Genomic DNA, 25,875 nt, shown 5'->3' with positions numbered 1-25,875 from the left:
ATGGATCAGTTTCCAACAACAGATGTCGATTTAGAAGATGAGTTATTCGAACATTTTAAATTTGAAGCCTCCAAAGGGCAGTCACCGCTAAGGGTGGATAAATATTTAATGGGACTCATTTCCAATGCAACCCGAAATAAAATACAAAACGCAGCCACATCAGGCAATATATTTGTCAATGATGTGACTGTAAAATCCAATTATAAAGTCAAAGCTGGGGATGTGGTGAAGGTGATGCTTTCACATCCGCCGTTTGAAAACAATGTAGAACCGGAAAACATTCCTTTGGATGTAGTGTATGAAGATGATGCCTTGCTGATTGTCAATAAACCGGCAGGATTGGTTGTGCATCCGGGACATGGTAATTATACCGGTACTCTGGTCAATGCGCTGGCCTATCATTTTGAAAACCTCCCGATGAACAGCAGTGAGCGCCCGGGACTTGTGCACCGTATCGATAAAGATACCACGGGGCTATTGGTAGTGGCCAAAACAGAGGCGGCTATGACGCATTTAGCGAAGCAATTTGAAGCTAAAACTTCCGAAAGGGAATATGTAGCCTTAGTGTGGGGGAATGTCGTTGAAGAGGAAGGGACGATTACCGGAAATATAGCACGCCACGTAAAAGACAGGATGCAAATGGCTGTTTTTGCAGATGAAGAAATCGGGAAACATGCAGTAACGCATTATAAAGTACTGGAGCGTTTTGGATATGTAACGTTGATTTCCTGCAAATTGGAAACGGGACGGACACATCAAATTCGGGTACACCTGAAACACATCGGGCATACCTTATTTAATGATGCGCGCTATGGCGGGGATATCATTCTGAAAGGAACCACGTTTACAAAATACAAACAGTTTATTGATAACTGTTTCAAAATATTGCCAAGACAGGCGCTGCATGCCAAAACATTAGGTTTTGTACATCCTGTAACCGGCGAAATGATGCGTTTTGATACCGAATTGCCTCAGGATATGAAAGATATACTGGAAAAATGGCGTACGTACTCCAAATCACATACGGTAGAAGAGGAGGAAGATTAATTTTTTTACTGCATTTATACCTACAAGAGGGGCTATCCATGATAGTCCCTCTTTTTTATTCCGGTGTATTTTTGTAGTTTTGGGATTAAATCTACTCCCGCATGAAAATTGTCATATCGCCTGCCAAATCTCTGGATTTCGAAACTAAATTGCCGATCCGTAAATACAGCCAACCGGATTTTTTGGCGGAATCGGAAATCATCAATGCGGTGCTAAAAGAAAAATCACCAAACGATTTGAGTGCCCTGATGCATATTTCAGATAAGCTGGCCAATCTCAATTGGGAACGGAACCAATCCTGGAGTACACCTTTTACGAAAGAAAATGCCCGTCCTGCGGCATTTGCTTTTAATGGCGATGTATATGGAGGATTGGACGCTTATACCATTCCGGCAGCTAAAATCGATAAGCTCCAGGATACGCTGCGCATTTTGTCAGGATTGTATGGACTGCTTAAGCCATTGGACCTGATTCAGCCTTATCGTTTGGAAATGGGGACAAAACTGCCTGTAGGAGAATCTAAAAACCTGTATGAATTCTGGAAAACCCAAATCACGGATCAGCTCAATGAAGAACTTACTGAGAAAGAGATTTTTATAAATTTAGCCAGTAAGGAATATTTTGACGCGGTAGATACCAAGCGGTTGAAAGTTCCGGTAATCACTCCGGAGTTTAAAGACTATAAAGACGGTAAGGCAAAAATAATAAGCTTCTTTGCCAAACGTGCACGTGGCTTGATGGTACGGTATATATTGGACAAAAATGTACGCACTATTGAAGGGCTAAAAGGATTTGATAGTGAAGGCTACCGGTACGATGAACAGTTGTCTAAAGGTAATGCATTGGTTTTTACCCGATAAGGCTGGTATAAAAAACATGTCCCTCTTTCTTTTTTACAGATCAGCAGCAAATCCGTCTAATCTTTCGATTACCAGTTGTGTTTTGATTAAAATGAATCATTTTTAATGGTGTTTTTTTTAATTTTCAGCTTTTTATCAGGTGTTACTTTCAGTTGCTATGCTTTTGCAAAAGTGGTTCAAAAAAGAATCTTCGTATCTTTGCAAAAAAAATCAAATGAAGCATCTTTTAAAAATAGCTTTAGTAGTTATTTTCTTTATCACCAGCTCCGGCAGCCTATTTGCCTGGGGAACAACCGGACACCGTGTGGTAGCCGAAATCGCGGAACGCAACCTGTCCCGTAAAGCAAAACGAAACATCCAGAAATTGATCGGGAATCAATCTTTGGCGTATTGGGCGAACTGGCCTGATTTTATCAAATCCGATCCTGCAATGAAATTTTCCGATACCTGGCACTACGTTAATGTGGAGGGCAACCTGTCTCATGATGATTTCATGAAAGAACTGGCGAATTCTTCAGAGGAGAATTTGTATAAAAAAGCCTTATTTCTGGCAGACCAGTTGAAGAACAATAAAAACCTGGACCTGAAAACCAAACAGCAGTACCTGTATTTTATCATCCACATGATCGGGGATGGGCACCAGCCATTACACGTTGGTCGTCTGGAAGACCTGGGAGGCAATAAGGTTACAGTAGAGTGGTTTGGTAGTAAAACCAACATTCACTCAGTATGGGATTCAAAATTGGTAGATTTTGACAAATATAGCTTTACTGAATATGCTACGGTATTGGATTTGAACGATAAAAAACTAAAAAAAGAATTGGCACAGGGTACATTGGCCGACTGGATTTATGATTCGTATACCATTGCCAATAAGATTTATGCTGAGGTAAAGCAAAACGATGACCTGAGTTACCGTTACCATTACCTGAACAAAGATATTCTGGAAAACCAAATGCTAAAAGGCGGTGTACGTCTGGCAAAAGTTTTAAATGAAATCTACAATTAACAAAAAAAGGGCTGTCTAACAGCCTTTTTTGTTAATATAAAATTATAGAAGTAAGTAATCAGCGCACAAAAGAGCAAGGTTATCGTATCGACATAGCATAAAAAAGCCCCTGACTCAGGGGCTTTTTTGTATAGTAGGCTAATGGCTTATTGTGACTTTAGCTTTTTCATGAAATCGCCAAAGGCGGGATAGAATTCATCGAATAAAGGATGTTTTCGGTTTTTGAGCAGGACTTCACTGAATAACTTTAACCCTAACCCGAATTCTGTGGCTTGTTGTGGATCGTCAAACAGCTGCTTTTGTTGTATCTTTTCAATAACAGCAAAAATATCATCATGATTTTCTATATCAATTTGCAATTCGGGCTGTATCGGAGCTGACTCTTTCGCACTTTCCAAATGCGTTACGGTAATCCGGTATTGGTGGTTTCTTTTATTCATACTCTCAGTGTATTGTCAATTAGTGCATGGCATCTGCCGGATTGATCTTGTTTTGCCCTTTTTTGATGAAAAAAATAATTGGGATACAGCACAGGAACATAATACCCAGGTACATAAAGATATCCATATAGGAAAGCACTGTTGCTTGTTTCATGACTGAACCTTCCAAGACCTGATAGGCTTTTCCAAGCGCTTCACTGGCACTAAATCCTTTGGACATAAATCCTTGTTGCAACTGGTGCACCCTGTTTTGTACTTCTAATTTATCGGTACTCAGGTTAGCTACCAGGTTGACACGGTGGTCCTGGCTGAAACGGGTAATAAAGGTGGTGATGATCGCAATACCAAAAGATCCGCCCAATTGGCGCATCATTCCTGTAAATGCCGCACCTTCACCAATATGTTTTCCTTTCAGGGTAGAAAGGGCCAGCGTGGTGATCGGTACAAACAGTAGTCCAAGTCCAATTCCTCTCAGGATCAGGGGCCAGAACATGTGTTCCGCTCCGGTATCCGGTGTGATTACATTATGCATCCAGAAGGTAAAGAAAAAGAAAATCAGGAACCCGATACCTACCATGTAACCCTGTGGTACGCCACGTTGCAGCAATTGCCCGATAATCGGCATCATGATCGCTGTGGTGATCGACCCTGGAATCAGTAGTAATCCGGCGTCGAGTGCGGTCCATCCCAATACCGATTGGGTATAGATCGGGAGGATCAGCGTCGAGCCGTACAATCCGAAACCAAGGATAAAACACATAACGGTTCCAATCCGCAGGTTTCCATCTTTTAATACACTCAGGTTAACAATCGGGTACTGATAAGTGAGCTCTCTCCAGATGAATAGCACGAGGCCAAAGAGGCTGACTACACTCAGTATAACAATCAATGGTTCGTCGAACCAGTCATCCTGTTGTCCGTGTTCCAGTACAAACTGTAAGGATCCGATAAATGCGGCTAAAAGTATGATTCCCCACCAGTCGACCTGGTTGGCTTTTAATTTCTCGCCATATTTCGGGCTTTTAACATAGGTCAGTGTTAGTAATGTAGCGATAATACCCAATGGGATATTGATATAGAAAATATAAGGCCAGGAATAATTTTCCACCAGGTAACCTCCCAAAGGCGGCCCTAAAGTAGGCCCTACAATAACTCCCATCCCGTAGATGGCTTGTGCCATTCCACGTTTCGCCACAGGATAACTTTCTGTAATGATAGTCTGTGCGGTTACCAGTAAGGCACCTCCTCCAAGCCCTTGTATGAAACGGAAGGCTACGAGTTCCCAGATATTGGAGGCGTTTCCGCATAAAAATGATGAAACGGTAAATATAATAATTGAAACGGCAAAATAATTCCGTCTTCCAAATTGCTGTGACAGCCAGCTGGTCATTGGGATTACGATTACGTTTGCAATCGCATAAGCAGTAATTACCCAGGCAACGTCGGTTAGGGTTGCACCAAGGCTTCCGCGCATGTCGGTTAAAGCGACATTAACGATCGTGGTATCGACGATCTCCAGCAGGGCGCAAAGTACCGCAGTAATCGTAATGATCACCCTCCTGAAGCCGTATTCGACTAAACTGTCTTCTCCTGCAGTTGCTTCCATTTAATATTTTGTTTAAAATGTATGGTATAGTAGACCTTCGGTCGCGTAATGGGTTGTTAAGTACAGCTGCAGCAGATGATACGCTGCAGCTGTAAATCAGGAATACTGCCGTATTGATAGGCCAATCGATTATAAAATCAGCTAAAGGCGGTAGTATTGCCGGAAAACTTTATTTTAAATGTACATCAACATCTACATTCATTCCTGGACGCAGATTTTTGATTTTTTCAGGATCGTTATTGGCATCCAGGCTGATTTTTACCGGTAGCCTTTGAATTGTTTTTACAAAGTTTCCAGTAGCATTATCCGGAGGCAGCAAAGAGAAACGTGCGCCGGTAGCAGGAGAGAAAGAGGTGATCGTTCCCATGAATTCTGTATCAGGATAGGCATCGACAGAGATGCCCACTTTTTGTCCAATAACCATTTTGCTCAACTGGGTTTCTTTGAAATTGGCAATAACCCAGGCTTCACTGTTGTTGATGATATAAAACAGGGATTGTCCCGGTTGTACTAATTGTCCCGGCTGAATGTTGATTTTAGAAACCTGTCCGTCAATAGAGGCGGTAACTACAGTGTAACTCAGGTTTAATTTTGCTGCATCAAGAACCGCCTGTGCTCTTTTGATATTAGCTGCGGCAACTTCAGTTTGTTTGTTCGTTACATTAGAACGGGAAGAAGCAACCGATTTTTGGAAACTGCTGGCTTTCTGTTGTTGTTGTAAAATACGAACTTCGCTTTCCGCTTCCAGTTTTGCGGCTTCAGCCTGCTCAAACTGTTGTTTGGTAATCGATTTGTTTTTATACAGGTTTTGGTAGCGTACAAAGTCATTTGTAGCTCTCGAAAGCCTGATTTTTGCAGTTTCGATGTTTCCGCCTGCAGAAGAGATGTTAGCTTCAGAAATAGAAATATTGGCCAGGGCACCACCGATATCTGCTTTGGATACTTCCAGGTTACCTTGTGCAGCAACTAAAGCAGCGTTTGCTTCTTCTACTTTGACCTGGTAATCTTTGTCATCGATAGTGAAAAGGGTATCGCCTTTTTTGACAAAGTCATTATCTTTCACATATACTTTGGTAACATATCCTGTTACCCTCGGAATGATAGGGTTCATGTTTTTTTCAATCTGGGCATCATCGGTAGTTTCGTGAGAAAGCGAGTGCACATACTTGTAGATTCCATAAACGAGGCCTATGGATACCAAAGCAATAATGATGATGGTAAATTTCTTATTTGTTTCTTTCTTTTCCATTGTGAAAATACTTTTTAATTTTTGGTAAGGTTGAATGAGTTGGTTAATTTTCCAGAGGCGTTCAGCAAGGCGTAATAACTTTGAGTAATATCTGCTTTTGAATAGGCTTCGTTGATTTTGGATTGCAATTGTTGCACGTCGGCTTCCAGCAGGTCATTGGTGTCCGAAAGCCCATTGTCGTATTTGTCTTTTACAATTCTGTAATTTTCAGTAGCCTGTCCTGTAGCTTCCACATATACTTTATTTTGCTTGATCATCAGGTTGTAGTTTTCCTGTGCTTCCTGCACTTCTACTTTTACACGGTCTGTTAATAGCTCTACGGACTGTCTTGTCTCAGAAGCACGGCTGGTTGCTAATTTCACGTCTTTGTTGTTTTTGAAAATAGAAGACAGGTCATAAGACAATCCAATACCGAAATTAATCGCATTGGTGACTTCTAAGACGTTTTGAAGATTAAAAGCAACATAACCTCCAGTTAAAGATAAAGAAGGGTAATAATTAGCCTGTGCAATTTTGATATTGGCTTCCGAAGCTTTTTGTTGCCATCTTAAGGATTCCAGGTCGCTTCGCCCTTCCAGTGCATCATTTTCATTGATGGTGGCAGTAGCATTCAGCGCATTTCCAAAAATAGGATCACTCGGTGTGATTTGCGTATTTTCAGGAAGCTTCAGTAACGTAGCCAACTGGTAGGTGATTGTGGTCACTTGTTTTTTGGCTTCGTCTAAGGACAGTTGAATATTGGAAGCCTGCAATTGTGCTTTCAAAAGATCATTACGGGCAATCAGTCCATTTTCCTCCATCGCAGTAAAATCTTTGACGCGTTGTTTGGCACTGACGATGTTTTCATTGATCAGGGCAACCGACTGTTGTGCCTTGTAAAGGTTCACATAAAGAATCACCACATTCATGGCCAATTGTTCTTTTGTATTTTTAGCATTGTAGGTTTCTGCCTGCAACATGTTTTCAGAAGCCTTAATGCTGTTCCTGATTTTAAAACCACTGAACAGGGGTACAGCCAAACTGGCTTGCCCCAAAACCAACTGGTTTACTTTTGGCGAAGCAGTAGTTTCACCTTCCTCTGTAGAAGAACCTCCAGTGTTGATTTTGAAGTTAACATTAGCTTCCGTAAGACGTTGGTACTGGCCCGAAATTTTAAGGGTTGGATACTGGTTGTTTTTTACAGTCTGTAGTTCGTATTGCGAACTCGCAACTTTGGTGTTGGCCAAATTTGCTTCGGTGCTTTTTGTGAGTGCTAAATTAATAGCCTCATCAAGGGTGAGTGTACTTTTTTCCTGGGCATATATTTCGGATATACCAAACAGGAAAAAAAGACTCAGTAGAAAATTTTTAATTTTCATAAACGAGAAGAGCTTTAATGGTTTGTTGAATGTGCTTTGTTAAATCTGTTTTTATATAGTTATCATAATCCTGCTCTGTTTTCAAATCAAAAATTTCCTCGTAATAGGGGCGATTCATGTTGAAGTGAAAATAGGTTCCTAAAATGGTAGGAGGGATGAGCGCGATGACGATATTTTTTTTAAAAATTCCAAGATCCTGGCCTTCCGTAATAATCTTCTCTAAAGATAATAAATTACTTTTTTTAACCTCTGTAAATGCCTTGAAATCTACCGATCTTTTTTGAGACGAAAACTCGAAGTGAAGGATCTGGTAAATGCATTTGTTTTTATTAATTCGGTGGACATAGAATTCAATCAGCCGGTCAATTTTTTCCATTGGGGGGATGGCCTCATTCCGGAGGTTTTCCAATTGGATTTTTAAGTCTGCCGTCCGGGAGAAAATCAAAGCCTCAAGGAGCTTTTCTTTAGACCCGAAATAATAGGATATCATGGCAATGTTGATTTTTGCTTCTTTCGAAATATCCCGTATTGAAGTCCCGTCGAAACCTTTCTCTGCAAACAGCCTTTCAGCTACCTGGAGGATGTCAATCTGTTTCTCGTTAAACTCGGTCATTTTAATGGGGGTTTTTAAATCCGGCACAAAGTTAAACACCCGTTTAAGTTAAACGTTTGTTTAATTTAATTTTAACTTTATTTTAACTTAAAAAATCAGCCGTCTGGCTGATTTTTAATCCATAGAGTTTTTCTATAGTAAATGTTTAAATTATTGTTTACCAGTAGCTATGGATTTATTATTTAAAGTATATTTTCGATAAATAATTTAACATCTTCAATTCTGTTGTTTTTAATGAAATTGACAAAAGCGCTTCCGATAATGGCTCCTTTCGTATGCTCAGAAGCTTGCGAAAACGTTTTTTGAGAGCTAATTCCAAAACCGGTAATGAGTGGGTTTTTAAGATTCATAGCGGCAATTCTTTTGAAATAATCCATTTGTTCAGGACCAAATTCTCCTGCTCCCCCGGTAACGGCTGCTGTACTAACGAGGTAGATAAAAGTGGAAGAAGCGGCATCGATTTCCAGGATCCGGCTATCGGAAGTTTGGGGTGTAACGAGGAATATGGCTGATAATCCGTGTTTTAGGAACAGGGGTTCGTATTCGGCTTTGTAAATTTCCAGTGGGAGATCCGGAATGATCAAGCCGTCAATCCCGATTTTACTGCACTGAATACAGAAAGCTTCTACACCATATTGGAGTATCGGGTTGAAATAGCCCATGATTAATAATGGGATTTTGACTGTTTTCCGGATATTTTGGAGCTGTTCAAAGAGTATTTTAGTAGTCATTCCGTTGCTTAAAGCTTGTTTGGAACTGGCTTGTATAATAGGTCCGTCTGCTAAAGGATCACTAAAAGGAAGTCCGATTTCGATGAAATCAACACCATTTTTTTCTAATTCTTCTATTAAAGTAACAGTGTCGTTAAGTTGCGTAAATCCTGCTGTAAAATAGATAGATAGTGATTTTTTATTTTCTAATAATGTAGTATGTATCCGGTTCATTTGAAATTGTTTTAATGGAGCAGGTAGTATAAGGCTGGCTCCTGATTTATGTTTGGCTACAGTTGGAAATAATCAATATAGGTATCGAGATCTTTATCACCTCTTCCGGAAAGGTTGATGATGACAATCGCTTCTTTTCCGAACTTTTTTTGTTGCAATACGGCAAGTGCATGGGCACTTTCTATGGCAGGAATGATGCCTTCCAATTGGCATAATTCGAGTCCTGCTTCCATGGATTCCGCATCAGTAGCAGCGAAAAAACGAGCCCTTCCGGTCTGGAATAAGTGGGCATGTAAAGGTCCAACTCCGGGATAATCGAGGCCTGCAGAGATAGAATAGGGCTCTGTAATCTGGCCATCTTTTGTCTGCATCAGGAGTGTTTTACTCCCATGAATTACCCCGGTTTTTCCGAGTACGGAAGTGGCTGCACTCTCCCCGGAATGCACTCCTTTTCCCGCAGCTTCTACCGCAATTAATTGTACAGAAGGAGTGTCTAAAAAGTGGTAAAAAGCACCTGCGGCATTACTGCCACCACCCACACAGGCGATCACATAATCGGGTGTTTCAGCACCTTCTTTTTCCAATAACTGGCTGCGGATTTCTGCCGAAATAACGCTTTGAAACCGGGCTACAAGATCCGGATAGGGGTGAGGGCCCACGACTGAACCGATGATATAATAGGTATCGACAGGATTATTGATCCAGTCCCTAATCGCTTCATTAGTAGCATCTTTCAGTGTTCTGGAGCCCGATAAAGCCGGACGGACTTCGGCTCCCAGCATTTTCATGCGGGCCACATTGGGTGCCTGGCGTTCAATATCGATTTCCCCCATGTATACAATGCATTGCAAACCCATTAAGGCACAGACTGTTGCGGTCGCAACACCGTGTTGTCCTGCTCCGGTTTCAGCAATGATCCGGGACTTTCCAAGGCGTTTCGCCAATAGGATCTGACCAATGGTATTATTGACTTTATGGGCACCAGTATGGCATAAATCTTCCCGTTTAAGGTAGATTTTCGTATTGTATTTTTCGGATAAACGCTTAGCAAAATAAAGGGGAGTCGGGCGTCCGACATAGTCTTTTAAGAGCTGTTCGAACTCCTCCTTAAAGGCGGGTTCAGACATGATTTTGAGGTAATTCTGGCGGAGTTCTTCCACGTTTGGATAGAGCATTTCGGGTATAAAAGCCCCTCCAAATTCACCATAAAAGCCGGCTTCGTTTACATTATAATTCATAATTTGCGGTGTAATTTTAACTTAAATTCGCGTAATAATTCGATGTTTTTTAAGCCGGGTTCCTCTTCAAAACGGCTGTTAATATCCACTCCGTAGAGCGTTGGGAAAGCTAATTTTTTTATCTTTTCGAGGTCATTTATGCTGATACCACCACTTAAAAAGAAGGGTTTTTCAAAGGGATTTTGATCCAAAACAGACCAGTCAAACGAGACTCCATTGCCTCCTTTTAACGGGCCTTTGGTATCAAAAAGATAAAAATCACAGCTTTTTTCATAGGGGATTAGGGTATTGAAATCAAAGGGATTTCCTACAGGAAAGACTTTAATTACGAGAGCGTGATCTTGTAGTTTTTGACATAATTCGGGTGATTCATTGCCATGTAATTGTACACACTGAAGGTGATATTGGTCAATTTTTCGGACGATATTAGTGTAGTTTTCATCTACAAATACACCTGTTTTCTGTATGGATTTTGGTAATTCAGGGAGGATTCCGTCAAAATATCGGGATGATTTTTCATAAAAAATAAGGCCTAAATAGTCCGGTAATAGTCCTGCTGTCTGCAGGATATTATCATAAAATTTCATGCCGCAGATCTTTAGTTTCATAATTTTTTAGTGTTGTAAGGCCTCGATTTGAGCGATAAAAGCCGCCGCATTTTGACCTGGATTTGACGTTTTCATGAAGTTCTCCCCAATTAAAAATCCGTTATATCCGTATTTTTTGAGCTCATGTATAGCTTCAGGAGTGCTGATTCCACTCTCGGAAACCTTAATGAATTCGTCTGGAATATGGCTGGAAAGTGTTTTGCTATTGTCTAAATTTACTTCAAATGTCTTCAGATTCCGGTTATTTACACCGATCATCGCTATGCCGGGCAGCATTGATTTTTCCAATTCTTCGAGATTATGAACCTCCAAAAGCGTTTCCAGCCCTAAATTTCGGGCAAAAGATGAAAATTGCCGTATTTGTTCCCGGCTTAATACGGCTGCAATCAATAATATGCAATCGGCTCCTAAAGCCTTGGCTTCCAGGATCTGGTATTCACTGATGATGAATTCTTTACGGAGTAGTGGTATGTTAACAGATGCCCTGGCTAATAGCAAATCATCTGTTGAACCCCCAAAATACTTGCCGTCTGTGAGTACTGAAATGCCACATACACCGGCATTTTGATACCCCGTAACCACTTCCTCTACCGAAAAAGAGGTGTTAATCGTGTCTTTGGAGGGTGATCTGCGCTTGTGTTCGGCAATAATTCCGGTCTTGCTGTCGCGTAAATCTTGTGAAAGGGATGCAGTTTTTCGTTCAAATAACACCGATGATTCCAATTGTTTAACTGGAATCAGGGATTGTTTTAATGCTGTTTCCCGTCGTTTATCTGTGATGATTTTATCTAATATGGTCATGAGATAGTGTTTTTTTTAGCGGCAGTTAACGGCTTAACTCCTGGATTTTCTTTAAGGTTTGTAACGCTTTTCCAGAAAGTAAACTTTCCTCGGCCAGCTCAAATGCGGCTTTTAATGGCGTTTTATTGACAGTAGCTATAGCGGCGGCGGCATTGGCACAAACAACATTGTTCTGTGCTTTTGTACCCTGTCCGGCCAGTATTCCGGTGAATATTTTTGCGGAAGCAGCAATGGAATCACCACCCCTAATTTCGCTTTGTTGCAAGAGTGATACTCCAAAATCTTCGGGCTTCAGGAAGGTTTCGGTAGTGTTGGAAATGGATTTTGCCGGGCCTGTAAGTGAGATCTCATCGTAGCCATCCAAAGAATGGATAATGGTAAAATTGAGGTCTGTTTTTTGGTACAGATAGGCATACATCCTGGCCAGTTCCAGGCTGAAAACACCAACTAACTGGTTCTTTGGAGCAGCAGGATTGGTCATAGGACCCAGCATATTAAAAAAGGTTTTCACACCCAGTTCCTTACGGATGGGGCCCACATTTTTCATGGCGGGATGAAAAAGCGGAGCGTGTAATACCGCAATCCCGGCCTGATCCATACACCGGTTCAGGAAATCGGGATTGGAACTGAACCGAATCCCCATTTGCTCCATGACATTGCTTGATCCAGAGATCGAGGAAACACCGTAATTACCATGCTTCGCGACTTTAATTCCTGCACCTGCAGTTACAAATGCTGCGAGTGTCGAGATGTTAAAGGTGTCTTTGCCATCGCCGCCAGTACCACATAAATCAATAGTGTTATAGGCCGAAAAGTCTACCGGAATGCAAAGCTGTAACATGGCATCCCGAAAACCTTCCAACTCTGCGATGGTTGTATTCCGCATCATGTATACTGTAAGGAATGCTGCGATCTGGCTGGAATTATGGTCGCCATTAGAGATCTGTATCAGTACATTTTCGGCTTCTTCCCGGGTTAGTGTATCGTGTTGGATCAGCCGGTTTAATATGTTTTTCATAATAGTAATGACATTATATAATATAGGTATAGGAAATAAATAGGGGATAGGTTAGCCATTGATCCAGTTTTCCAGTATTTTTTTACCGTCAGGCGTAAGGACGCTTTCGGGATGAAATTGTACACCGCGGACGTCATAATGACGGTGGCGGAGCGACATCACCTCGCCATTTTCATCGAAGGAAGTGGCTTCCAGGACCTCCGGTAAGTCCCGGTTTACCACCCAGGAGTGGTAGCGTCCTACGGTAATTTCATTGGGAAGGCCTTTGAAAAGTGGTTCGTTGGTTACCGCAAGTGTAACTTTCGTAGCCACACCATGGTAGACTTTCTCCAGATTATTCAGGTGACCTCCAAAAACTTCACCAATCGCCTGTTGCCCGAGGCAAATGCCTAAAATACTTTTGGAAGGCGCATATTCTTTAATTATGGCTTTCAGGAGCCCGGCTTCTTCCGGTATTCCCGGGCCTGGGGAAAGCAGTATTTTGTCATAGTGTTTTATCTCTTCAAGATCGACTTCATCGTTTCGCAATACCGTCACGGTACATTCCAATTCTTCCAGGTAGTGGACAAGGTTGTAGGTGAAACTGTCGTAATTATCGATAACAAGTATTTTTTTCATCAGGGCTGTTTTAAATGGTTTCGGCTAATTCTAAGGCGCTGTCTAATGCGCCTAATTTGTTGTATACTTCCTGCATTTCACTTTCTTCATCAGACACAGAGACAATTCCTGCACCGGCCTGATACTGAAGTTGATGGTTTTTACTGAGGAATGTACGGATCATAATAGCATGGTTAAAGTTACCGTCAAAATCCATAAATCCAATTGCGCCACCATAAAAACTTCGATTGGTGTTTTCATATTTTTCAATAAGCTCTACAGCCTTGTATTTTGGGGCGCCACTAAGGGTTCCGGCCGGAAAAGTATCGGCTACGACACGCATGGTTGTGGCCTTTTGGTGTAGTTTGGCGGTTACTTTGGAGACCAGGTGGATCACATGGGAAAAAAACTGGACTTCACGGTAGTTCGTTACTGTTACGTCATGCCCGTTGCGGCTCAGGTCATTGCGGGCGAGGTCAACAAGCATTACATGTTCGCTGTTCTCTTTTTCGTCCTCGGATAATTTACGGGCCAATACAGTATCTTTTTCGTCATTTCCAGTACGTTTGAAGGTTCCGGCGATAGGGTGGATCTCCGCTTTCCGGTCTTTAATAACAAGCTGTGCTTCGGGGGAAGAACCAAAAATTTTGAAACTTCCATAATCGAAATAAAAAAGGTACGGAGAGGGGTTGATGTTTCGTAAGGCGCGATATACATTAAATTCATCACCCTTGAAATCCTGTGTAAAGCGACGGGAAAGTACCAGCTGGAATACATCACCCCGCTGGCAATGCTGTTTGGCAATGGCAACATTACTACGGAATTCATCGTCGGTAAGATTGGATTTTTTTGTGCCGTTACGGGTAAATGAAAATGAAGTGGAATTAGGATTCTGGAATAATTGCTCAATTTCCGGAATGTTGTTTCTGCCGTCAAGGCTGTGGCAAAAGATAAAAGCTTCATTTTTGAAATGATTGATGGCAATTATGTTTTGATACACGGCATAATGCACGTCCGGGATCGTGGTGGAATTTGTTTTTTTTGCAATTTTCAGTGTATCAAAATACCGCACTGCATCATAAGCAATGTATCCGAATAATCCGTTATTGATGAATTTAAAATCATTGTCTTCGGATTGGAACTGCTCTGAAAATTGCTGGATGAGGAACGGGACATCGGTGTCTTTATCAATGCTATGGGTTGCTGCTGTGCCATCGGGATAATGGTAAAAAACAGTCTCATTCTCAATGCGGATCGAGGCTACGGGATTACAGCAGATATAGGAAAAACTGTTGTTGTTCGCATGGTAATCGCTGCTTTCCAATAGCAGGCTGTTGGGGAATTTATCCCTTATTTTCAGGTAGATGCTCACAGGCGTCAGGGTGTCTGCGAGTATTTGTTTGTATTGGGTTGTAAAGCGGTAACGTTCCATGGGATAAAGTTTCTTAAAATTAAGGCATAAAAAAAAAGGCTTGTCGTGATAGACAAGCCTTTTAGGTATATTTTGATTTAAAAAAATACTATAGGGGACTAGTTCACGACGTATGACGTAAAGTATTCCACCACCAAGTATTGTTTAAAATTGTGTTCATTGTATTATTATGTACTGCAAATGTAAAAAGTAAATTGGATTTACCAAACAGAATTTACGTTAATAGTTTTATATTTTTTAGATTTTCTTTTTTTGTTGACCCTTTTTCCTTTAAATTTGTTAGTATAAAATATAAAAAATGTACGGTAAAAATTTGATTTGTATGATGTGCAGCTGCTTCTCAGGATCTGAGGATTTTTCTGCTATCGTATAAAGTAATTTTTACTTTTCAAGATATGCTAAAGCTCCTCATCACCATGAGGAGCTTTTTTTATTGACCCTATACGTTACACAATGAAACATCCCATTTACAGATCAAATTATCTGAAATCAGAAAATGTTCCCGATAAAATCCAGGTGGAGGGCTGGACCGAAGAGTTTTTTCAATGGTTGTTCTGCATTCGCCGGGAATATTCCGATTATGACTTTTTTATACAGAAAGAGGCTGAACTGGAAGCCCTATTACAGGTGGTTCTGACGCAAACAGGACTGGAGCCTGAAAAAATAGATTCTGTACTGCAGGGATTAAAAGAGGCAATAGTGCTTCTTCATGAAGAATTGGAAGAGGATCTGGCGGCCATTTTACGTTTTGATCCTGCGGCTAAATCCAGGAGTGAAGTATTGACAGCCTATCCCGGTTTTTATGCTATAGCGATTTACCGTCTGGCACACCGACTTTGGGTTTTAGATGTCCCGGTTTTGCCCCGTCTGATGGCGGCGTATGTCCATGGTAAAACAGGTATTGATATCCATCCTGCCGCAAAAATCGGATCGCGTTTTTTTATCGATCATGGAACTGGCATTGTCATCGGGGAGACCACTATTATCGGGGATGATGTCAAAATATACCAGGGTGTGACATTGGGAGCTTTAAGTGTCAGCAAAGAAAAAGCAGCAGAAAAGAGGCATCCTACTATCGGCAATGACGTGACCTTATATGCCAATGCGACAATCCTGGGTGGTGATACCCATATCGGGGATGGGTCGGTTATTGGGGGTAATGTATGGATCACGCGTACTGTTCCGCCCAATTCATTAGTATACCATAAAAGTGAAATTAGCATAAAAACAAGGGAGATATTTCCCGAACCATTAAATTTTATAATATAAAACATATTTAGTTATGAAAGCGAAAACCATTTTAGAGACCATCGGTAAAACACCGGTTGTGAAAATCAATACTCTTTTTGGAGACCAACACGAAGTATGGATCAAATTAGAGAAAAATAATCCGGGAAGCAGCATTAAGGACCGTATTGCCCTGGCGATGATTGAAGATGCAGAGAGCAAAGGGTTGTTGACGAAAGAGAGTGTTATCATTGAGCCGACTTCTGGGAATACAGGAATTGGACTGGCCTTAGTCGCAGCAGTCAAAGGCTATAAAATCATCTTGGTGATGCCGGAATCCATGAGTGTTGAGCGTCGCAAACTGATGTCGATCTATGGGGCAGAATTTGAGCTGACGCCACGGGAAAAAGGTATGAAAGGAGCTATAGAAAAAGCTGCGGAGTTAACAGCATCTACTCCCCATGCCTGGTCTCCAAGCCAGTTTGATAATAATGCGAATGTAGAAGCGCATAAAAAAACAACTGCCCAGGAAATTTTAGCCGATTTTCCGGAAGGATTGGATTATGTAATTACAGGTGTGGGAACCGGTGGCCATATTACTGGGGTAGCAGCAATCTTAAAACAGCATTTTCCAGAGCTGAAAGTCTTTGCCGTAGAACCGGAATTATCACCGGTATTGAGTGGTGGTGCTCCGGGACCGCATCCGATACAGGGGATCGGGGCAGGTTTTGTGCCTTCCATTTATAAAAGTGAACTTATTGATGGTGTAATTGAGGTAAGCAAAGAAGAAGCCTTTGAATATGCGCGAAATCTGGCACTTCAGGAAGGGATTTTAGGAGGAATTTCGACCGGGGCATCCTTAGCCGCTGTGGCCAAAAAACTGGGCGAAGTGAAACCTGGAGCCAGGATACTGACATTTAATTACGATACTGGAGAACGCTATTTATCGGTCGAAGGACTGTTTTAATCTGAAAACAGCAATGGTTATAAAAATAAAAACCCCTGACAATCTTGTATTGTCAGGGGTTTTTTGGGGTGAAAAAGCGATTAGAATTTTAAATCAGCAGTCAATTCGAATTCATCAGAGATCGTTTTGTCTCCTAAACCGTCGAAGAAACTACCAGAACCGTATTTGATATCGTATTTAGTTCTGTCAATTTTAAGTGCTGCAACAGCATTGTTTTTATTTACAGTGATTTCAAAAGTAACTGGTTTTGTAATGCCTTTGATGGTTAAGTCTGCAGTTACAGTATATACATTTTTAGCTTTTGTACCGATGGTTTTGAACGTTAATTTTGCAGTAGCAAATTTATCTGTACCGAAGAAATCATCAGCTTTCAGGTGACCTTCCAGTTTTTCTTTACCTTCACCAGCTTTCAGGTCAGTTACTGTAATAGAAGTCATATCTGCAGTAAAGTTACCACCAGATAATTTTCCGTCTTTAAAGATTAAAACACCATCTTTAAGGTTGATGGTACCTTCGTGTTTACCGGTAACTTTTTTACCTACCCAGTTGATTTTGCTTTTAGCAACATCGACTTTTTTCTCCTGAGCTGAGGCGTTAAGTGTGCCGAATGCTACTAATAATGCGATTGCAACTGTTTTTAAATTTTTCATTTTGAAAAGGAATTAAAGATTAATTAAGGGTTTTTGATTATAAAGTGATGAACAAATCATCATGAGATTTTCGTACTTTTTTGAAATGCTGGGTAGCATCTTCTTCATGTCGGTATCCAATAGTCGCGATAACAGCAGCATTTAGGCCCAATTGATCCAGGCCAAGGATTTCATTGAATTGTGCGGCATTAAAACCTTCCATAGGAGTAGCGTCAATCTGTAAGGTTGCTGTTGCTGCAATTAATGTAGAAAGAGCAATATAAGTTTGTTTTGCGGTCCAGGTATTTCTTCCTTCTTCAGAAAAACCATTGATAGCGCCATAAAGCATATCGCTAAAGCCCTGAAGGCTTTCTTTTGGGATTTGTCTTTCCTGCGCAATGTTAGTAAGGTAGCCTTCAATTTGTTTTTCTCCGACATTTACTTCATTGGCAAATACAAAAAGTTGTGAAGCTTCTGTAATAGGAGTCTGGTTGTAAGCTGCTGCTTTCAGTTTTTCACGGATTTCCGGGTTTTCAATTACCATGATTTTGTAGGGTTGAAGTCCCATTGAAGAAACACTGAGTCGTATTGCTTCCTTAATAGTAGCCAAATCGGCTTCTGAAACTTTACGTGTCGCATCATATTTCTTTGTTGCGTAGCGCCATTTAAGGCTATTTAATAAATCGCTCATAGTGGTGTTTAAATTATTCATTTCTAAATTTCTCCAGCAGTTCTATCAGCTGAAGGAGTTCATTTTCAGCAAGGTTATCGGAGAAGCGTTGCTCATGGCACACAATTTTTGGATCGAGGTCATTGAGTAGCCCTAATCCTTTATCTGTAATTTTTATTTCTACTTTACGCCTGTTGTTTTTACAGATTTCCCGTGTCACAAGTTTTTTTAATAATAATTTGTCTACCAGTCGTGTAGTGTTGCTTGTTTTGGCAATCATCCGTTCCTGGATCACACACATATTGGCTGGATTTCCATTTTGCCCCCGTAATATCCGTAGCACATTGAACTGCTCTCCGGAGATTTCATAAGGTTTTAAAACTTCATTAAACTTCTCTTGTAGTACGTTCTGAGTATGTAGAATATTCAAAAGAACCTGTTTGGACAGGGTCAATGCTTTTTCTGTTTTTATTACTGCTTCGATCTTCATTTGTAATTACAAAATTTGTAGGTACAAATGTAGAGTTATATTTAATTTGTATATACAACAGTTGTATTAAAATTATGTTAAAATTAAAATCAGGAATAATAAACAAAAGAGTTTCGGTAATTTTAGCTCCCTGATACTAAAGCATTCTTATACCGATGAAAACGATTCTAAAAAGCATTTCACTTTTCTTATTATTTAGCATAGTATCCTGTAAACAAAAACCTGCAGCCCCAAAAGCAGAATCTATCGTAAAAGCGCGATATACTAAGGATGGGATTACGATAAAATCCTACGATTATGAAGGGTTACGTCCTTTTCTGGAACAAAAAAACGATACCTTATATATCGTTAACTTTTGGGCAACCTGGTGTCAGCCCTGTATTGAAGAACTTCCTAATTTTGAAAAACTGGCTACAGCTTATAAGAACCAACCTGTCAAAGTAGTACTGGTAAGCCTTGACATGCCGAAAACAATCGAAAGCAAGCTCATTCCATTTATTCAAAAGCATGCGATAGAATCTGAAGTTGTGCTATTGGATGACAAAGATGCCAATACCTGGATCGAAAAAATAGACAGTACCTGGTCGGGCGCTATCCCTGCAACCATTTTTTATAAAAAAGAGCAAAGGGTTTTTCTTGAAAAAACGTTTACCTATGAGGAATTGAAAAAAGAAATCGAACATTTTAAATAATAATAACACACAAAAAATACAAATAAAATTATGAAAACATTTAAAATTATTGCTGCGGTAATTGTTGTTGGAATGCTAAGCGCATTCAGTACAATGCAACCGCCTGGAGGTTATAAAATTGGTGCTATAGCGACAGATTTCAGCCTTAAAAACATAGATAATAAAAAAGTGTCGCTGAAGGATTTTAAAGCGGCAAAAGGATACATTGTTATCTTTACCTGTAATCATTGTCCCTATGCACAGGCCTATGAAGACCGTATTGTAGCACTGGATAAGAAATATAAAAAATTAGGCTATCCGGTTATCGCGATCAATCCAAATGATCCTGCAAAACAAAAGGATGATAGTTTTGAGCTGATGAAAGTAAAAGCAAAGGAAAAAGGATTTACTTTTCCATATCTATTTGACGAAGGGCAAAAAATATACCCACAGTATGGCGCTACAAAAACACCTCATGTCTATGTGCTGAAGAAAACGCCACAGGGAAATGTTGTAGAATACATTGGTGCTATCGATGATAATTATGAGGATGCCAAAGCAGTAAAAGTAAAATATGTTGAAAATGCTGTTGATGCCTTATTGCAGAATAAAGCAATCGCAGTAAAAGAAACGAAAGCAATCGGTTGTGGAATAAAATAACAGAATATATAATTTGAAACTAAAATTACAATGGACTTAATTCAGGAAGAATGGCTGTCTCAACTGGAGGCCGACACAAATGCAGTTATTTTGGATGTGAGAACACCCGATGAATATGAAACCGGAATTATTCCCGGTGCGATTAATATTGATATCTATAAAGGACAGGGATTCGTTTACCAGATAGATCAGCAGGATAAAACCAAAAACTATTATGTTTACTGCCATGCCGGGGTACGAAGTGCCAAAGCTTGTGCGATCATGCAAGAAATGGGTTTTGAAAATACCAATAACCTGATCGGTGGTATTGCGCAATGGAAAGGTAAAGTTATTGTCCCTTAACCGCATACTGATTTGTTACCAATAAGACCACCAGAAGATTGTTTTTTGGTGGTTTTTTATTGGATTGAAATGAAACTCCAACGTATTAAAAATTGTATTTTTGCAGCCTGAAACGGCGGAGCTGTTTTGTAATTCAATACAAAATGCAAATGGACAATGCACAAAAAGCAATAGAAACAACCTACCTGAGTATCCTTGGTAATCTGGCTTTGGCCATTGTAAAAGGATTGACCGGTTTTTTTGGAAATTCCTATGCCTTAATAGCAGATGCGATAGAATCCACCACCGATGTATTTTCGTCCTTACTGGTCCTTTTTGGGCTAAAATATTCTTCACGCCCTGCCGATGAGAACCATCCTTACGGACATGGAAAAGCAGAGCCATTGGTTACTTTTGCTGTAGTCGGGTTTTTGGTGGTCTCGGCTACAATTATCGCCTATGAGAGTATTGAGAATATCCGGACACCCCATGATATACCCAAAGGTTATACCTTAATAGTACTGGGGATTATCGTAATTATAAAAGAAGTATTCTACCGGATCGTTTCCAAAAAAAGCGAAGAGACCAATAGTTCGTCTTTAAAAGCAGATGCCTGGCACCATCGGAGTGATGCCATTACTTCACTGATGGCCTTTATCGGGATTTCGATTGCAATTTTTATGGGTAAAGGCTATGAAACGGCCGACGACTGGGCTGCTTTATTGGCTTCAGGGTTTATTATTTATAATGCCTACCTTATTTTCAGGCCAGCTTTGGGGGAAATTATGGATGAGCACCTCTATGATGATTTAGTGGGGGATATCCGGGTGCTTTCGCAAAAGGTAAACGGTGTTGTCGATACCGAAAAATGCTTTGTCAGAAAAACAGGAATGACCTTCCATGTAGATTTGCACCTGATTGTTGCCGGTGAGATTACAGTGAAAGAAGGGCACGATATTGCACACCGCTTAAAAATCGAATTGCAACGTCAGATTCCGCAAATTGCCAATATCCTGATACATGTTGAGCCCAAAGAATAACAAAAGCCAATTTTAAAGAAAGAACAATTTATGATGCAAACCGCCGTTTTGTTTTTGGCGCTTAGCATTTCTATCTATACTAAAGAATTGACGGGATTGTATGGAGAATACAAAGCCGATAGCTCCACCAGATCAGGAGCAAAAGAATTAATAATATGAGAAACTACATACTGCTGCTATTTTGTTTTTTGGCATTGTCCTGGAAAAACCGGTCAATTTGACCACCTAATTCCGGAGTAAATTGACCACCCGTTCCGGAGCAAACTGACCACCTAATTCCGGAGCAAATTGACCACCAAGTTTTGTGGTGAATTAAGTATTAAAAACTATTGATTTTTTCATGTTGTTAGAACCATACATTCGTTAAAAATTTACGGATTATGGCAAACAAAATAACAGACATGAGTAAAATTAGAAAAGTAATTAAATTCTATTGTAATGGAAAGAGTAAGTTATTTATAAGTAGCTACTTATCCCTTTCAAGAAATACGGTAAAGAAATATATTTCTTTATTTGAAGTTCTCGAATTAAGCTTTGAATTAATCGACCAAAAAACCGATGCAGAGCTGGAACTTTTATTCTCCCAGACTAGTGTAGAGGCCATTAGCCCGAGATTACAGACACTTTATGATTTTTTTCCTAAAATGGAACGTGAACTAAAAAAAGTTGGCGTTACCGTACAGCATATGTGGGAACAATATATTGCTGTAAATCCTGATGGTTATCGAACTTCACAATTTCATTATCATTACAATATATGGGGCAAACGAGTTAATCCGGTCATGCATATGAACCATAAGGCTGGTGATAAAATGTATGTTGATTATGCCGGAAAGACACTCTCAATTATTGATATAGATACTGGAGAAGTCAAAGAAGTACAATTTTTTGTAGCAATATTGGGCGCTAGCCAATACACGTATGCTGAAGCTTCCATGAGCCAGCAAAAGGAAAACTTTGTTGACTCGGTAGAAAATGCCATGCGCTTTTTTGAAGGCACTCCTGCCGCCATTGTTCCAGATAATTTAAAATCTGCCGTAATAAAAAGCAGTCGTTTTGAACCGACAATCAATGAAACCCTGGCTGATTTAGCAGAACATTACGAAACCACAATTTTACCTGCCAGAGCTTACAGGCCCAGAGACAAGTCACTAGTTGAAGGAGCTGTTAAGATATTATATCGAAGGATTTATGTAACCATAAAAGAAACTAAGTTCTTTTCTCTGGAAGAATTAAACCAGCAGATCTGGGATTTACTTGACTCTCACAATAACAGAAAACTGACAGGACGCCCTTATTCCCGCTTTGAATTATTTTTAGAAGACGAGAAAGAAAAACTGCGTCCACTCCCACAAGATCGTTTTGAAATTAAATACCAGTCTTTTGCAACAGTAATGCAAAACGGTCATGTTCAATTAAGCCAGGACAAAAACTATTACAGCGTTCCGTATCAATATGTAAAGAAGAAAGCCAAGCTGTTATATACCAAATCAACAGTAGAGATTTATTATAAATACAATCGAATAGCTGTACATCCAAGAAACTACAAACCTTATGTCTATACAACAACTCCTGAGCATTTAGCCAGTACACATCAATTTGTAGCCCAATGGAGTGCTGCCCGCTTCATTGAATGGGCTAATAATATTGATGAGTCAGTAGGAGAATATATAATGCAGATAATCGAAAGCAGAAATCATCCAGAACAGGCTTATAAAAGCTGTTTAGGAATACTGAATTTTGAAAAAAAGGTAGGCAGACAGCGATTAATAAATGCCTGCAGGCGGGCACTTGATTTTAAAATTTACAATTTTAAGACCATACAAAACATTTTAGAAAACAACTTGGATCATATTGATTTTGATCAAGAACCTGAGCAGGAACTTCCCGATCACAGTAACATAAGAGGAAAACACTATTATAACTAAATTAAATCTTGAAAAAATGAATGAATCCACAGTAACCAAAATGAAACAAATGAAGCTTTATGGCATGTTTAATGCTTTTAAAACAGCCATTGAAAGCGGGAAAACAGATCATTATACCCTTGACCAGTTTGTATCGATGATTATTGATGCAGAATGGGATGAAAGGTACAATCGTCGTATTGAACGAAGTATCACTAATGCCAAATTCCATTACAAATCAAATATTGAAAGTATCAATTTTGATGTATCACGTAACCTGGACCGAAACATGGTACTGCGTCTGGCAGAATGCGAATTTATAGAGAAAAACGAAAACATTTTAATCACTGGAAGCACCGGTGTCGGTAAAAGTTATTTAGGTACTGCATTAGGTTATCAAGCCTGTATACAGGGTTTTAAGGTAAGTTATTTTAATACCTCAAAATTGTTCGCTAGACTAAAAATGGCTAAAGCAGATGGTACTTATCTACGGGAACTTACCAAAATACAAAGACAGGATGTTATAATACTTGATGATTTTGGACTCCAGGCACTTGACAGCCATAACCGAATTACTCTTTTAGAGATCATAGAGGACAGGCATAATAACGGCTCTATAATCGTGACATCACAAATACCAGTTCAAGGCTGGTATGATATAATTGGAGAAAAAACGATAGCCGATGCAATATTAGACAGACTTATACACCAATCTCATAGGCTTGAATTACATGGAGAATCCATGAGAAAGAAAAGAGGAATAAACAAAGAGTGATATTTTATTATATTTGAATACTAATTAACAGATGAAAAAATATAGTTTTTAATCAAAACGGAGGTGCTCACTTTGCACCGGAATTAGGTGGTCATTTTGAACTGGAATCAGGTGCTCACTTTAAAACGGAATGGGGTGATCAATATAACCGGAATTTGCAATTGTCCTGTTCAAAAGGAGAAAAATACCGCATCAATCCTAAAATGGAATTTACCGATGCCGGGATGATATTAATCAACAATGATAATTTTGACTATTATAATGTGAGTATTATTATTGATGGGAAATATTATGCCTATTGCGGTTACCTGCCTTCAAAGATGCGAAAAGGCTTTTCTTATTATGAAGTAGATACTACTATTAATTATGAAAAGGTAAAAAATGCCCGTTATAATATTTCCCTGCAGAATTATGAAAAAAATCAGATTTTATTTACCAATGAACTCAACCAGGAGGTCGTGAATAATAAAATTGTAAGCAGAAAAAGCTGATACTAAAAGGACTAAAAGGACTAAATCCGCGTTACAGCTGCTGTAGCGCGGATTTTTGGATTATTGGGATCTGCAGAATTTGGTGCTGATAATTTTTAAATATAATATTTTCTTAAAATTGTGTAACGGCACAGGTGTACAGATAGTATAATTTAGCAGAAACAAATTTGACAAACCACTATCACCATACTAATCTAAAAAAAGTAAAATTATGAAGACAATATCGCTCCTCCTGTCAGTAATAGTATTTTCATTGACCCTTAACAGTTTTGTAGGCCAATTGGATTATGTACAAGAATTTAATACGATCATCGTAATGCTAATGGAAGTTGTATTAATGCTGATTTGCATCGTAAATTTATTGATTCACAAATCTTTTCTTGGAAAAGGAATCAATCAAATTAAATTGTTCTTCATTTCGAACCTGAAATTAGAAGTAAAAAGGGGATATTCATTCCCTGTTTTCAAACACCAAAAACAAATTCAAACCATATAAGTACTACCTATTGTGGATTTAAAAAACGGCTTATTGTATAGGCCGTTTTTTTATTTGTGGCAATTGTATAACGATATAGTAAAATTGTATAATTTAAGGGATTATAAATTCCTGAAATTTGTAAGGAAGGGTCTTTAGGCACACCATACCCCAGTTGCTCATTTACTAAATTTTATTGCTATGAAAACAAAAAATTACACGCACAAAAAGGTTCAGATTTCATTGGATTTGGTCAATAAAACAAAAAAGAGAACCAAACAAAGTCAGTTATTAACCAATATGCTACGTACCAATTTACAGCTGTTAAATGGCAATGATGTAAATTGTTTTATTTTATTCTAAAAAGAAAGTATTATGAAAAAAGAAAACGAAAAAACAGATAAAAAAATAGTCCCTAAAACGCCGGACACTACAAAAGATAAAGATAATTTTGATGTGCATGATAAATACCTTGCGATGGAGCAGGAAGGCGTTCAGTATACAAAAGACAGTAACCCAACACGAAATTCAGATCATAATGAGACGGCTAATGACGAATTATTATATGATGAAGCAAATGATACTTTGAAAATCTCCAGGGATTCAGAAGTATATGATGCTGATGATACAATCCTCGAAGATAACATCGAAATCTCGCGAGAAAGCCACCAGTCGGTTTCTTCCGATCAGGATGATGAAGACCTGCTGAGTGATGATTAAAACCCTGAAACA

29 protein-coding genes are annotated in these 25,875 nt (G+C 39.5%); 14 read left to right on the top strand and 15 right to left on the bottom strand.

The genetic code is table 11. The features are described from left to right. The 3 genes from FK004_RS16790 (at position 1) to FK004_RS16780 (ending at position 2,916) form a co-directional block, all read left to right on the top strand. The gene (locus tag FK004_RS16790) at positions 1–1,047 is read left to right on the top strand and encodes an RluA family pseudouridine synthase (RefSeq protein ID WP_108738300.1); all 1,047 of its coding nucleotides are present in this window, start codon (positions 1–3) and stop codon (positions 1,045–1,047) included. A gap of 101 nt (positions 1,048–1,148) precedes the next feature. After that, a complete protein-coding gene (gene yaaA, locus FK004_RS16785) occupies positions 1,149–1,907 on the top strand; it encodes a peroxide stress protein YaaA (protein ID WP_108738299.1) in 759 nt (252 codons plus the stop codon). A 214-nt stretch (positions 1,908–2,121) separates the two neighbouring features. Next, the gene (locus FK004_RS16780; protein WP_108738298.1) at positions 2,122–2,916 is read left to right on the top strand and encodes a S1/P1 nuclease; all 795 of its coding nucleotides are present in this window, start codon (positions 2,122–2,124) and stop codon (positions 2,914–2,916) included. A gap of 146 nt (positions 2,917–3,062) precedes the next feature. On the opposite strand, the gene FK004_RS16775 is transcribed toward FK004_RS16780, so the two are convergent. From FK004_RS16775 to FK004_RS16720, 12 genes are all read right to left on the bottom strand, one after another. Continuing rightward, positions 3,063–3,356 carry a DUF3861 domain-containing protein gene (locus FK004_RS16775; protein ID WP_108738297.1) on the bottom strand — a complete coding sequence of 98 codons (294 nt, stop codon included), beginning with the start codon at positions 3,354–3,356 and terminating at the stop codon, positions 3,063–3,065. Between the two features lie 19 nt (positions 3,357–3,375). Then, positions 3,376–4,962: a DHA2 family efflux MFS transporter permease subunit gene (locus FK004_RS16770; protein WP_108738296.1), complete on the bottom strand. Its 1,587-nt coding sequence runs from the start codon at positions 4,960–4,962 to the stop codon at positions 3,376–3,378. A 169-nt stretch (positions 4,963–5,131) separates the two neighbouring features. Next, positions 5,132–6,211, bottom strand: a complete 1,080-nt coding sequence (locus FK004_RS16765; protein ID WP_108738295.1) for an HlyD family secretion protein — start codon at positions 6,209–6,211, stop codon at positions 5,132–5,134. A 14-nt stretch (positions 6,212–6,225) separates the two neighbouring features. Further along, positions 6,226–7,569 carry a TolC family protein gene (locus tag FK004_RS16760; RefSeq protein ID WP_108738294.1) on the bottom strand — a complete coding sequence of 448 codons (1,344 nt, stop codon included), beginning with the start codon at positions 7,567–7,569 and terminating at the stop codon, positions 6,226–6,228. Next, entirely contained in the window at positions 7,559–8,182 is a 624-nt protein-coding gene (locus FK004_RS16755) for a TetR/AcrR family transcriptional regulator (RefSeq protein ID WP_108738293.1), read from the bottom strand. Before FK004_RS16755 ends, FK004_RS16760 begins: the two co-directional genes overlap by 11 nt. A gap of 182 nt (positions 8,183–8,364) precedes the next feature. Next, positions 8,365–9,126 carry a tryptophan synthase subunit alpha gene (gene trpA, locus FK004_RS16750; protein ID WP_108738292.1) on the bottom strand — a complete coding sequence of 254 codons (762 nt, stop codon included), beginning with the start codon at positions 9,124–9,126 and terminating at the stop codon, positions 8,365–8,367. 56 nt (positions 9,127–9,182) lie between these two features. After that, a complete protein-coding gene (trpB, locus tag FK004_RS16745) occupies positions 9,183–10,364 on the bottom strand; it encodes a tryptophan synthase subunit beta (protein WP_108738291.1) in 1,182 nt (393 codons plus the stop codon). Further along, entirely contained in the window at positions 10,361–10,972 is a 612-nt protein-coding gene (locus FK004_RS16740) for a phosphoribosylanthranilate isomerase (RefSeq protein ID WP_108738290.1), read from the bottom strand. Before FK004_RS16740 ends, trpB begins: the two co-directional genes overlap by 4 nt. 6 nt (positions 10,973–10,978) lie before the next feature. After that, complete coding sequence (trpC, locus tag FK004_RS16735) at positions 10,979–11,773, bottom strand: indole-3-glycerol phosphate synthase TrpC (protein ID WP_108738289.1); 795 nt, start codon at positions 11,771–11,773, stop codon at positions 10,979–10,981. 25 nt (positions 11,774–11,798) lie between these two features. After that, complete coding sequence (gene trpD, locus FK004_RS16730) at positions 11,799–12,791, bottom strand: anthranilate phosphoribosyltransferase (RefSeq protein WP_108738288.1); 993 nt, start codon at positions 12,789–12,791, stop codon at positions 11,799–11,801. A 51-nt stretch (positions 12,792–12,842) separates the two neighbouring features. Beyond that, the gene (locus FK004_RS16725) at positions 12,843–13,409 is read right to left on the bottom strand and encodes an anthranilate synthase component II (RefSeq protein ID WP_108738287.1); all 567 of its coding nucleotides are present in this window, start codon (positions 13,407–13,409) and stop codon (positions 12,843–12,845) included. A 10-nt stretch (positions 13,410–13,419) separates the two neighbouring features. Continuing rightward, positions 13,420–14,820, bottom strand: a complete 1,401-nt coding sequence (locus tag FK004_RS16720) for an anthranilate synthase component I family protein (protein ID WP_108738286.1) — start codon at positions 14,818–14,820, stop codon at positions 13,420–13,422. Between the two features lie 453 nt (positions 14,821–15,273). Between FK004_RS16720 and epsC the strand changes: the two genes are divergently transcribed. After that, complete coding sequence (gene epsC, locus FK004_RS16715; protein WP_108738285.1) at positions 15,274–16,089, top strand: serine O-acetyltransferase EpsC; 816 nt, start codon at positions 15,274–15,276, stop codon at positions 16,087–16,089. A gap of 13 nt (positions 16,090–16,102) precedes the next feature. Then, positions 16,103–17,014, top strand: a complete 912-nt coding sequence (cysK, locus tag FK004_RS16710; RefSeq protein WP_108738284.1) for a cysteine synthase A — start codon at positions 16,103–16,105, stop codon at positions 17,012–17,014. An 80-nt stretch (positions 17,015–17,094) separates the two neighbouring features. Here cysK and FK004_RS16705 read toward each other — a convergent pair whose 3' ends face one another. From FK004_RS16705 to FK004_RS16695, 3 genes are read right to left on the bottom strand one after another with little or no spacing between them, the layout of a single operon-like run. Continuing rightward, positions 17,095–17,664: a YceI family protein gene (locus tag FK004_RS16705; protein ID WP_108738283.1), complete on the bottom strand. Its 570-nt coding sequence runs from the start codon at positions 17,662–17,664 to the stop codon at positions 17,095–17,097. A gap of 37 nt (positions 17,665–17,701) precedes the next feature. After that, positions 17,702–18,334: an NAD(P)H-dependent oxidoreductase gene (locus tag FK004_RS16700; protein WP_108738282.1), complete on the bottom strand. Its 633-nt coding sequence runs from the start codon at positions 18,332–18,334 to the stop codon at positions 17,702–17,704. Between the two features lie 13 nt (positions 18,335–18,347). Then, the gene (locus tag FK004_RS16695) at positions 18,348–18,803 is read right to left on the bottom strand and encodes a MarR family winged helix-turn-helix transcriptional regulator (RefSeq protein ID WP_108738281.1); all 456 of its coding nucleotides are present in this window, start codon (positions 18,801–18,803) and stop codon (positions 18,348–18,350) included. Between the two features lie 155 nt (positions 18,804–18,958). On the opposite strand from FK004_RS16695, the gene FK004_RS16690 reads away from it, so the two are divergent. From FK004_RS16690 to FK004_RS16650, 9 genes are all read left to right on the top strand, one after another. Then, complete coding sequence (locus FK004_RS16690; RefSeq protein WP_108738280.1) at positions 18,959–19,495, top strand: TlpA disulfide reductase family protein; 537 nt, start codon at positions 18,959–18,961, stop codon at positions 19,493–19,495. A gap of 30 nt (positions 19,496–19,525) precedes the next feature. Then, positions 19,526–20,134: a thioredoxin family protein gene (locus FK004_RS16685; RefSeq protein WP_108738279.1), complete on the top strand. Its 609-nt coding sequence runs from the start codon at positions 19,526–19,528 to the stop codon at positions 20,132–20,134. Positions 20,135–20,164: 30 nt separating this feature from the next. Then, on the top strand, positions 20,165–20,476 hold the full coding sequence (locus FK004_RS16680) for a rhodanese-like domain-containing protein (protein ID WP_108738278.1): 312 nt from the start codon (positions 20,165–20,167) through the stop codon (positions 20,474–20,476). Between the two features lie 149 nt (positions 20,477–20,625). Continuing rightward, entirely contained in the window at positions 20,626–21,495 is an 870-nt protein-coding gene (locus tag FK004_RS16675) for a cation diffusion facilitator family transporter (RefSeq protein ID WP_108738888.1), read from the top strand. 380 nt (positions 21,496–21,875) lie between these two features. Beyond that, positions 21,876–23,423: an IS21 family transposase gene (gene istA / locus FK004_RS16670; protein WP_108735486.1), complete on the top strand. Its 1,548-nt coding sequence runs from the start codon at positions 21,876–21,878 to the stop codon at positions 23,421–23,423. Positions 23,424–23,439: 16 nt separating this feature from the next. Further along, positions 23,440–24,177 carry an IS21-like element helper ATPase IstB gene (gene istB / locus FK004_RS16665; RefSeq protein WP_056251131.1) on the top strand — a complete coding sequence of 246 codons (738 nt, stop codon included), beginning with the start codon at positions 23,440–23,442 and terminating at the stop codon, positions 24,175–24,177. A gap of 161 nt (positions 24,178–24,338) precedes the next feature. Continuing rightward, positions 24,339–24,668, top strand: coding sequence for a hypothetical protein (locus FK004_RS16660; protein ID WP_157956140.1), 330 nt, complete (start codon positions 24,339–24,341; stop codon positions 24,666–24,668). Between the two features lie 211 nt (positions 24,669–24,879). Beyond that, positions 24,880–25,164, top strand: coding sequence for a hypothetical protein (locus tag FK004_RS16655; protein ID WP_108738276.1), 285 nt, complete (start codon positions 24,880–24,882; stop codon positions 25,162–25,164). A gap of 354 nt (positions 25,165–25,518) precedes the next feature. Next, positions 25,519–25,863 carry a hypothetical protein gene (locus FK004_RS16650; protein WP_108738275.1) on the top strand — a complete coding sequence of 115 codons (345 nt, stop codon included), beginning with the start codon at positions 25,519–25,521 and terminating at the stop codon, positions 25,861–25,863. The last annotated feature ends 12 nt before the right edge of the window (positions 25,864–25,875 follow it).

The organism is Flavobacterium kingsejongi (assembly GCF_003076475.1).
GTDB classification, from domain to species: Bacteria; Bacteroidota; Bacteroidia; order Flavobacteriales; family Flavobacteriaceae; genus Flavobacterium; species Flavobacterium kingsejongi.
This window is presented reverse-complemented; position numbering and strand designations above follow the sequence as displayed.

Coding starts and splice junctions, on each gene's coding strand:
- FK004_RS16790 (WP_108738300.1), top strand. CDS start 1: ATGGATCAGTTTCCAACAACAGATGTCGATTTAGAAGATGAGTTATTC.
- yaaA (WP_108738299.1), top strand. CDS start 1,149: ATGAAAATTGTCATATCGCCTGCCAAATCTCTGGATTTCGAAACTAAA.
- FK004_RS16780 (WP_108738298.1), top strand. CDS start 2,122: ATGAAGCATCTTTTAAAAATAGCTTTAGTAGTTATTTTCTTTATCACC.
- FK004_RS16775 (WP_108738297.1), bottom strand. CDS start 3,356: ATGAATAAAAGAAACCACCAATACCGGATTACCGTAACGCATTTGGAA.
- FK004_RS16770 (WP_108738296.1), bottom strand. CDS start 4,962: ATGGAAGCAACTGCAGGAGAAGACAGTTTAGTCGAATACGGCTTCAGG.
- FK004_RS16765 (WP_108738295.1), bottom strand. CDS start 6,211: ATGGAAAAGAAAGAAACAAATAAGAAATTTACCATCATCATTATTGCT.
- FK004_RS16760 (WP_108738294.1), bottom strand. CDS start 7,569: ATGAAAATTAAAAATTTTCTACTGAGTCTTTTTTTCCTGTTTGGTATA.
- FK004_RS16755 (WP_108738293.1), bottom strand. CDS start 8,182: ATGACCGAGTTTAACGAGAAACAGATTGACATCCTCCAGGTAGCTGAA.
- trpA (WP_108738292.1), bottom strand. CDS start 9,126: ATGAACCGGATACATACTACATTATTAGAAAATAAAAAATCACTATCT.
- trpB (WP_108738291.1), bottom strand. CDS start 10,364: ATGAATTATAATGTAAACGAAGCCGGCTTTTATGGTGAATTTGGAGGG.
- FK004_RS16740 (WP_108738290.1), bottom strand. CDS start 10,972: ATGAAACTAAAGATCTGCGGCATGAAATTTTATGATAATATCCTGCAG.
- trpC (WP_108738289.1), bottom strand. CDS start 11,773: ATGACCATATTAGATAAAATCATCACAGATAAACGACGGGAAACAGCA.
- trpD (WP_108738288.1), bottom strand. CDS start 12,791: ATGAAAAACATATTAAACCGGCTGATCCAACACGATACACTAACCCGG.
- FK004_RS16725 (WP_108738287.1), bottom strand. CDS start 13,409: ATGAAAAAAATACTTGTTATCGATAATTACGACAGTTTCACCTACAAC.
- FK004_RS16720 (WP_108738286.1), bottom strand. CDS start 14,820: ATGGAACGTTACCGCTTTACAACCCAATACAAACAAATACTCGCAGAC.
- epsC (WP_108738285.1), top strand. CDS start 15,274: ATGAAACATCCCATTTACAGATCAAATTATCTGAAATCAGAAAATGTT.
- cysK (WP_108738284.1), top strand. CDS start 16,103: ATGAAAGCGAAAACCATTTTAGAGACCATCGGTAAAACACCGGTTGTG.
- FK004_RS16705 (WP_108738283.1), bottom strand. CDS start 17,664: ATGAAAAATTTAAAAACAGTTGCAATCGCATTATTAGTAGCATTCGGC.
- FK004_RS16700 (WP_108738282.1), bottom strand. CDS start 18,334: ATGAGCGATTTATTAAATAGCCTTAAATGGCGCTACGCAACAAAGAAA.
- FK004_RS16695 (WP_108738281.1), bottom strand. CDS start 18,803: ATGAAGATCGAAGCAGTAATAAAAACAGAAAAAGCATTGACCCTGTCC.
- FK004_RS16690 (WP_108738280.1), top strand. CDS start 18,959: ATGAAAACGATTCTAAAAAGCATTTCACTTTTCTTATTATTTAGCATA.
- FK004_RS16685 (WP_108738279.1), top strand. CDS start 19,526: ATGAAAACATTTAAAATTATTGCTGCGGTAATTGTTGTTGGAATGCTA.
- FK004_RS16680 (WP_108738278.1), top strand. CDS start 20,165: ATGGACTTAATTCAGGAAGAATGGCTGTCTCAACTGGAGGCCGACACA.
- FK004_RS16675 (WP_108738888.1), top strand. CDS start 20,626: ATGGACAATGCACAAAAAGCAATAGAAACAACCTACCTGAGTATCCTT.
- istA (WP_108735486.1), top strand. CDS start 21,876: ATGGCAAACAAAATAACAGACATGAGTAAAATTAGAAAAGTAATTAAA.
- istB (WP_056251131.1), top strand. CDS start 23,440: ATGAATGAATCCACAGTAACCAAAATGAAACAAATGAAGCTTTATGGC.
- FK004_RS16655 (WP_108738276.1), top strand. CDS start 24,880: ATGAAGACAATATCGCTCCTCCTGTCAGTAATAGTATTTTCATTGACC.
- FK004_RS16650 (WP_108738275.1), top strand. CDS start 25,519: ATGAAAAAAGAAAACGAAAAAACAGATAAAAAAATAGTCCCTAAAACG.